The sequence below is a fragment of the Novosphingobium naphthalenivorans NBRC 102051 genome (assembly GCF_001590985.1).
Lineage (GTDB): Bacteria > Pseudomonadota > Alphaproteobacteria > Sphingomonadales > Sphingomonadaceae > Novosphingobium > Novosphingobium naphthalenivorans.
Genome location: NZ_BCTX01000038.1, coordinates 39,618 through 46,558 on the forward strand (window position 1 = coordinate 39,618; position 6,941 = coordinate 46,558).

Sequence of the window (6,941 nt, forward strand, 5' to 3'; positions counted from 1 at the left end):
GTGGACGCATAGCTCAGTTGGTAGAGCAGCTGACTCTTAATCAGCGGGTCCTAGGTTCGAGCCCTAGTGCGTCCACCACTTTCTCTCCTAATATCAGTATGTTGATAGGACGTCTGGTTTGAGCGGGAAGGCGTTAAGGTTCGCTAGGTAGCTCCCTAGGTAGCAGCCCACAAACCGACCCAATCGTCTTGATCATGAGATTTTCAGCTGGCGTACGTGCGGTCAGCCCCAAAAAGGCCGCTCCAGCAGTCAATCGCGGTGCGTTCCACGTTTGAAGGATTCGTGTTTTGCGCGCGCAGTCATTTCCGTCGTCCCGGCCTGTTAGTCCGTTTGGGGTCGTGAATGTCCGCGTTGGCAGTAGTCACGCTGCTTTCCTATCGGCCGCTTGACTCGGAAGGGCACGTGGCGGTGCTGCAGCAGCAAGTCATTTTTGGCCTGCCTGCTGCCAACCCGCCCATTGGACCGCTTGAAGGCGGCACGCTTGATGGGGCCATAGGCGACCACGAGAAGCCCCGATTGAGGCGACCTCAACTGTTCATAGCGGAGCCACGTCCCTATCTGAACCTTTGACGGATATGTCACGCCAGCCAAGCCTGCGACGACGCGACGAGTAGAAGGACACCGAGCACTCCTCGGTAAATGACAAATGGCCAGGCGGAGAAGCGTTCAAGGAAGCGCATCAGTGCCCAGATTGCGACGAAGGCCGAAACCGACGCGACAATCAGGCCGAGTGCCAAAACGGACCACGCGTGCATGTCGAGATTCGCACGGTGCAACTCCCACAATTCCTTAGATCCGGCGAGTGCGATGGCCGGAATTCCCAACAAAAATGAAAACCGGGCCGCTTCTTCGCGCTCAAACCCTAGTCCGAGCGCCGCAGTGAGAGTTGATCCCGAACGCGAAACGCCGGGGATCAAGGCCCCTACCTGCGCAATGCCGACCAGTAGCGCATCTGCCAGCGATGCATTTTCAACGCTGCGGCGGTGGCGCGCGAAGACTTCCGTGAGAGCCATCAGAGCAGCCATGGCAATGCACGCCCAGCCGATCACGGACAGGCCACGAAGTGGTGAATGGCACGCATTGAGGGTGCCCGACAGAGTAACGCCCGCCAGGGTGATCGGAACCGTGGCCAAGGCAATCCACATTGCAAGGCGAAGCTCCGGATCGGCGAATTGCCGCTGACGGATGGCGAACAAGGAACCGACCGCAAGACGACGAACGTCCTGCCAGAAATAGCTGATGACCGCAGCAAGTGCCGCCAACTGCATCGCCGCCGAAAAGGCCGAGCCGGGGTCTCGCCACCCCAAGAGGGCGGGCACAATGCGCATATGCGCTGTCGAGGAGATCGGCAGAAGTTCGGTGATCCCTTGAACCACGCCCAATAGGGCGACCTTGGCATAACCCAACGTCACAAAACCGGTGTCGACGCCCGTTGCACACGGCATAGTCATTTCACTGCTGTCCCCTGGCTCAGAGGCACAGCCTTGAGCGGTGCTGCCGCCTGCATTATTGTCTGACCAGTCTCAGGCCATTGGCGACCACGAGAAGGCTGGCTCCCATGTCAGCAAACACGGCCATCCACATGGTGCCGTAGCCCACGAGCGTAAGGACGAGAAAAACGGCCTTAATCCCGAGCGCCAACGTAATGTTCTCGATCAGTATGGTTCGGGTCTTGCGTGACAACCGCACGAAGCGCGCGATCTTGTTGAGATCATCGTCCATCAGGGCGACATCGGCAGTTTCGATGGCCGTGTCCGAACCGGCAGCCCCCATCGCAAAGCCGATATCGGCCCGCGCGAGCGCGGGCGCGTCGTTGATGCCGTCCCCGACCATGCCGACATGCCGGCCATCACGGATATAGCCTTCGACCGCCCGCAGCTTGTCCTCGGGAAGTTGATCGCCAAGTGCTTCGTCGATCCCGACCTGCCGGGCGATGGCGGCGGCCGTACGCACATTGTCGCCCGTGAGCATCACGGTATCGAGGCCAAGCGCGCGCAACGCCTCGATGGCGACGCGACTGCTGTCCTTGACGGTGTCCGCAACGGCCAGAAGAATTAGCGGTTGCTTGCCGTCGGTGAGGCCGATGACGGTTTTACCTTGTTCCTCCAGGTGCGCGAGCTGCGCTTCGATTGCGGGCGAGCAGACGCCGTTTTCGTGGATCAGCCGGTGATTGCCGAGCATATAGTCTACGCCGCCGATTGTGCCCTTTACGCCGCGGCCCGGGAGCGCCGTGAACCCAGTGACCTCGAGTAGCTCGATGCCCGACTTTCGACCTGCCTCGGCAATTGCAAACGAGGCCGGATGGTCGGAACGTGCGGCAAGACTGGTAGCAATGCGCAGGCTGTCGACGCCGTCGGCTTGTTCAAGCTGCACCGTGTCGGTCAGCGCCGGTTTGCCGTGAGTGATCGTCCCGGTCTTGTCGAGGGCGAGCACAGCAAGCTTGTGGCCCTCCTCAAGATAGACCCCGCCTTTGATCAGTATCCCGTGGCGTGCCGCCGCCGCCAAGCCGCTGACAATGGTCACCGGCGTCGAAATGACAAGTGCGCAGGGACAGGCTATCACCAACAGGACCAGCGCTTTGTAAATCCAGTCCTGCCAACCGGCGCCAAGCAATAGCGGCGGGACAAGGCCAATCACCACTGCGACCAGAAAGACGACAGGCGTATAGATCCGCGCGAACTGGTCAACGAAGCGCTGGGTAGGTGCTCTGGCGCCCTGCGCGGACTCCACTGCCTGGATGATCCGGGCAAGGGTTGAGTGACCGGCATCTGCGGTGACTTCATATTCGAAGGACCCGGCTTCGTTCAGCGTGCCGGCAAACACTGGATCACCCGGCCCTTTTTCGACGGGTAAGCTCTCACCGGTAATTGCCGCCTGATTAACCGTCGAATGCCCGATTACGACGGTGCCATCGAGAGCGACGCTTTGACCCGGCTTGATCCTTACGACCTCGCCGATCGCAACTGACGCTGCTGGCAGATCGATCCACGATCCGTCGGGCTGCCGGACGGTGGCATAGTCCGGGGCAAGTTGAATGAGGCTGCGAATGGCATTACGGGCGCGATCAAGCGACTTTGCCTCGATCAGTTCGGCAATCGCGAACAAGACCATGACCATGGCGGCTTCGGGCCACTGCCTGAGCAAGAGCGCGCCCGTCACGGCAATGCTCATCAAGGCAATCATGTTGAGATTGCCATGGCGCAGCGCGATCCAGCCCTTGCGGTAGGTATCGATCCCACAGCTCAGGATGGCCAGCAGAGCCAGCAAGGCAACGGCCCATTCGGGCATTCCAGCCCAATGAATGATCTCAGCTAACAATGCGGCAATTCCGCCGGCGGCATAGGGCCACCACGGCCAAATCGACTCTGGTTCGCTCGGCGCCTGCTTGGCGGTCACCTCGGACACTTCGGCTTCCATGCCCAGGTCGCGAATTGCTTCCTGAACTGCCGGTAGTGCGCCGGCCCGGTGCACTACCGTCAGACTTCGTTGCATCAGATTGAAATCGAGCGACTGGACCTCACCCATGCCGCCAAGCTTCTTGCGGATCAGCGCTTCCTCGGTCGGGCAATCCATTTGAGCGATCCGAAGGCGAGTCACGCTGCTACCGTCAGGCACGATAGATATCGCCGGAGACGAGCCCGAAGATGTCGATGCGGGGGGCGAAGATGCACCGCAGCAATCGTCAGCCATATCTTTGTATCTCCGTCATGCAGTGACCGACTTTCTGGCGAGCCGCTCATTGTACCAGCCACCCACAACGACAATTGCTAACGTCAGGATTTGTGCGCCGACGGACTCCCATGTCGGGAACAAGCCGAGCACTGGAATGCGCGGGACTTGCGAGAGCGGCGCAATGTCTATCATCCCGGCCTCCTGCAGGGCGGCTACGCCCTTCCCCGCCAGCACGACAGCGAGAACGGCGATGAGCGCAGAGCTGTATTTGAAGAACTCGCTGACCGGCAGTTTGGCGCTGAACCGCAGCATAGCCCACGCGATAAGGCCCAGTACAACCACGGCAGAACCAGCACCCGCCAGAATGACGGCGCCGCTACCTTGTGCGGTGAGCGCCGCGTAGAACAGGATTGTCTCGAACACTTCGCGATAGGCGACGATGAAGGCCAGGCCGAACAGGAACCATGCCGAGCTGCGCGACAATGCCTTGCCCAACGTCTCGTTGATATAGCGTTGCCATTCGCCTGCCTGCGACTTGCCATGCATCCAGATGCCCACGGACAGCAAAACAGCCGCCGCGAACAGTGAGCCGAACCCTTCGGTCAGTTCGCGACTTGCGCCGCTAACGCCGATAAAGAAAGTTGCAATCGCCCAGGTGATGCCTCCGGCGATCAGTGCCACCACCCATCCGCTGTGGACATGGCGGACCATTTCGCCACGGTCAGCCTTCCGTAGGAAGGCAATCATGGCGACTACGATCAGGAGCGCCTCCACGCCTTCGCGCAACAGGATCGTGAATGCCCCGATAAATGTGGATGCCGTGCTGGCCGCGCCGGGTGAGAGCACCTCTTCGGCATCGCTGAACAGCGTATCGAGAACCGCGACCCGATCCTTGACGGCAGCAAGCGGCTCGCCGCGACCGATGGCCGCACGAAGATTGCCCATCTCGGCCTCGATCCGCCCCATCAAGGTCGCATCGCGTGCCGCAAGGGCAGGCTCAACCGGCTCGAACCCATCGAGATAAGCGGAAAGCGCCAGCTTTTTTGCCGTTTCCCGGTCTCCGGCCGCATAGGCTGCGACGCTCGCCTGCAATTTCTCATGGGCGACTGTCAGTGATCCAGCCTTCTCCTCGATCACTGCTTCAGGATGCGTGCGCAAATAAGCAATGACTGCGTCAGCCGCGTCCGGACCTATTTCCCGCCCAAGCGCAGCAGGGGTCAATCCAGCGAGCGTGGCCAAATTGGATATGCGGCTCCGCAAGGCGGCGTCGGTTTTCCAAGTCTGCTCGCCCTTGTCGCTGTCCGTGAATGCGAACTGGCTTGCATAGAACGCCAGGTCCCACCGGTCTTGCGATGGCAGCTCGGAGAAACTGCGCATCGCCGTCCCATCCAGCCCCTGACCGATGACCTGATAGAGGGCAAACGGACTACGTTCGCGGGCGCGATCCGCATCCCGAAAAGCTACCGGCGCCGGATCGAGTTTGGCGGCATCGGGGCCATGCCCATCGCCCCGCACACCATGGCAGCCCGCACAATTTTGAGTATAGAGCGCCGCACCGCGAGCGAGATCAGGGGCTTTCGCTGGTGCGAGCGGAACCGGATAGACGGCCAAGAGGTGCGTTCCCAGCGCACGCGCGGCCCGCGCGACGTCATCCGGCTCCGCTTTGGCCCCAACCAGGCCCCGAAATGCCTTCGCCTCAGCTATCAGGCTCGTCCGATCGACGGAGGCGGCCAGGCCAGTGATCTTGGTCTCGATCGTGCTCGAGAACTCGGTCATCTCCGCATATTCCTGGCGGTTCTTGATCTGGCCATTGGCCACGGCGCCCCGGTAATCCACCGCCACATAGTCAAGCAGCCGCCAGGCCGTTTGCACGTCTTCATTGCTTGAACCTGCAAAAGCTGGCGAGACCAATCCCAACGACAACGCGACGATCGTCATCATGGCCCACAAAGCGCGATATGCGGCAAGAGTACTGTTTCGCACGAAAATTCCTGATTCGAGTTTGTTCATGGACACCCGATACAATCTACAGTTACTGTAGAAGCAAGCAGTTTTTTGCGAATGAATCGCAATATGGAGGGCAATGATGAGTGAGCCCACGCGTCTGGCGATAGGCGATCTGGCACGACAGACCGGAACCAAGGTCAACACCATCCGGTTTTACGAGAATATTGGCCTACTCCCATGTCCGATGCGAACCGCATCGGGACGGAGGATATATTGCGCCGCGGATGTCCGCCGACTTTCCTTCATCCGCCACGGACGCGGCCTGGGATTTTCGGTCGACGAGATACGCTCGCTGCTTGCCCTTGCTGATGAACCCGAACGCGACTGCGCCGAGGCGGCCGCAATCGCGCAGCGGCACCTGCAGGATATCGAAGCGCGAATTACCCGACTGGAAACGCTTCGCACCGCGCTCGCCAATGTTGCTTCGTCCTGTGACGGCGGGCGCATCGCCGATTGCCAGGTGATCGAGGCGATTGCCGGTGTCGATTTGCCGGTCGAGGCTTGAGGCGCTCGGTAGCTCACGTCTGCGGTCGAAAGCCGCGCATGCTCGTCGCTGTCGCGCTCGCCAACAAAATGGCGCGCACGATCTGGGCCATGGCAACAAAGCAAGAGGATTACAGGGATCCGGCTCGGGCGATTGCTGCTTGTTGACGCAACCGCAGTTCAAAGCCTGAAGCCGGAACAGCGGGAGGTGTGAGAAGACGACGACCTGCATGGGCAAAATGATCGAACAGATCTGGATTAGGAAAACCAGTTGGACACCCCGAGCCAACAAGCTCGCCTTCGAGATTTGGACCTGATCCGCGCACGACCATACCGGCCAGCGGCAATATGCTGCACCTCAAAGGCCTTACAGAAGCGCGCTCTCGATCACACTCTCTGCCAGCCAGAATCCTCTTGTACTGCGGGCGGCAACCACAGAAGGTGTCCAGCTTTGTGAGGAGAAGCGAAATGCCAAAAGCAGGAATTATTGGCCGCATCGGGCTTGTGATTGCCACCGGCTCGGCGCTTGTAGGAAGTGTCGCCATCGCGGGGAGGAGGGATATATTATTCGAACCTACTGAATTGATATAATGTAGTTTTGTCGAAAGAGAGGTAGAAAATACCCCCATCACTACCCCCGGCCTGGCAATTGAGGCAGGCTGATCTGAACGCGCGATGAGTTGACCCAGACGGCTACCGCAGAAGAAATTTCACGCGGCAGACGTTCGGGCTTCATTCATAAATCCCCGTTTCAACCTCAACGCGCGGTCGCGTTCTCC

At 60.0% G+C, this 6,941-nt stretch carries 5 protein-coding genes, 1 tRNA gene and 1 pseudogene; 4 read left to right on the forward strand and 3 right to left on the reverse strand.

All coding sequences use genetic code 11. The features are described from left to right. Positions 1-2 precede the first annotated feature (2 nt). Together NN5_RS13755 and NN5_RS26620 are read left to right on the forward strand one after the other, a co-directional pair. A tRNA-Lys gene (locus NN5_RS13755) sits at positions 3-78 on the forward strand. A 264-nt stretch (positions 79-342) separates the two neighbouring features. Then, positions 343-570, forward strand: coding sequence for a hypothetical protein (locus tag NN5_RS26620; RefSeq protein ID WP_120107266.1), 228 nt, complete (start codon positions 343-345; stop codon positions 568-570). An 8-nt stretch (positions 571-578) separates the two neighbouring features. Here the strand turns inward: NN5_RS26620 and NN5_RS13760 are convergent, their stop codons facing one another. From NN5_RS13760 to NN5_RS13770, 3 genes are all read right to left on the reverse strand, one after another. Beyond that, complete coding sequence (locus tag NN5_RS13760; RefSeq protein ID WP_067734677.1) at positions 579-1,451, reverse strand: undecaprenyl-diphosphate phosphatase; 873 nt, start codon at positions 1,449-1,451, stop codon at positions 579-581. 55 nt (positions 1,452-1,506) lie between these two features. Next, positions 1,507-3,573 (reverse strand): heavy metal translocating P-type ATPase, encoded by a 2,067-nt coding sequence (locus tag NN5_RS13765; protein WP_067734678.1) that lies wholly within the window; start codon positions 3,571-3,573, stop codon positions 1,507-1,509. A 132-nt stretch (positions 3,574-3,705) separates the two neighbouring features. Beyond that, a complete protein-coding gene (locus tag NN5_RS13770) occupies positions 3,706-5,682 on the reverse strand; it encodes an FTR1 family protein (protein ID WP_084384931.1) in 1,977 nt (658 codons plus the stop codon). 76 nt (positions 5,683-5,758) lie between these two features. Between NN5_RS13770 and NN5_RS13775 the strand changes: the two genes are divergently transcribed. Next, the gene (locus tag NN5_RS13775; protein WP_067734681.1) at positions 5,759-6,184 is read left to right on the forward strand and encodes a MerR family transcriptional regulator; all 426 of its coding nucleotides are present in this window, start codon (positions 5,759-5,761) and stop codon (positions 6,182-6,184) included. 26 nt (positions 6,185-6,210) lie between these two features. Then, positions 6,211-6,330, forward strand: a pseudogene (locus tag NN5_RS26935) (IS110 family transposase); the annotation flags it as partial. Between the last annotated feature and the right edge of the window lie 611 nt (positions 6,331-6,941).

Excerpts from the sequence above, each read along its gene's own strand:
- NN5_RS26620 (WP_120107266.1), top strand. The coding sequence starts at position 343 with ATGTCCGCGTTGGCAGTAGTCACGCTGCTTTCCTATCGGCCGCTTGAC.
- NN5_RS13760 (WP_067734677.1), bottom strand. The coding sequence starts at position 1,451 with ATGACTATGCCGTGTGCAACGGGCGTCGACACCGGTTTTGTGACGTTG.
- NN5_RS13765 (WP_067734678.1), bottom strand. The coding sequence starts at position 3,573 with ATGGATTGCCCGACCGAGGAAGCGCTGATCCGCAAGAAGCTTGGCGGC.
- NN5_RS13770 (WP_084384931.1), bottom strand. The coding sequence starts at position 5,682 with ATGAACAAACTCGAATCAGGAATTTTCGTGCGAAACAGTACTCTTGCC.
- NN5_RS13775 (WP_067734681.1), top strand. The coding sequence starts at position 5,759 with ATGAGTGAGCCCACGCGTCTGGCGATAGGCGATCTGGCACGACAGACC.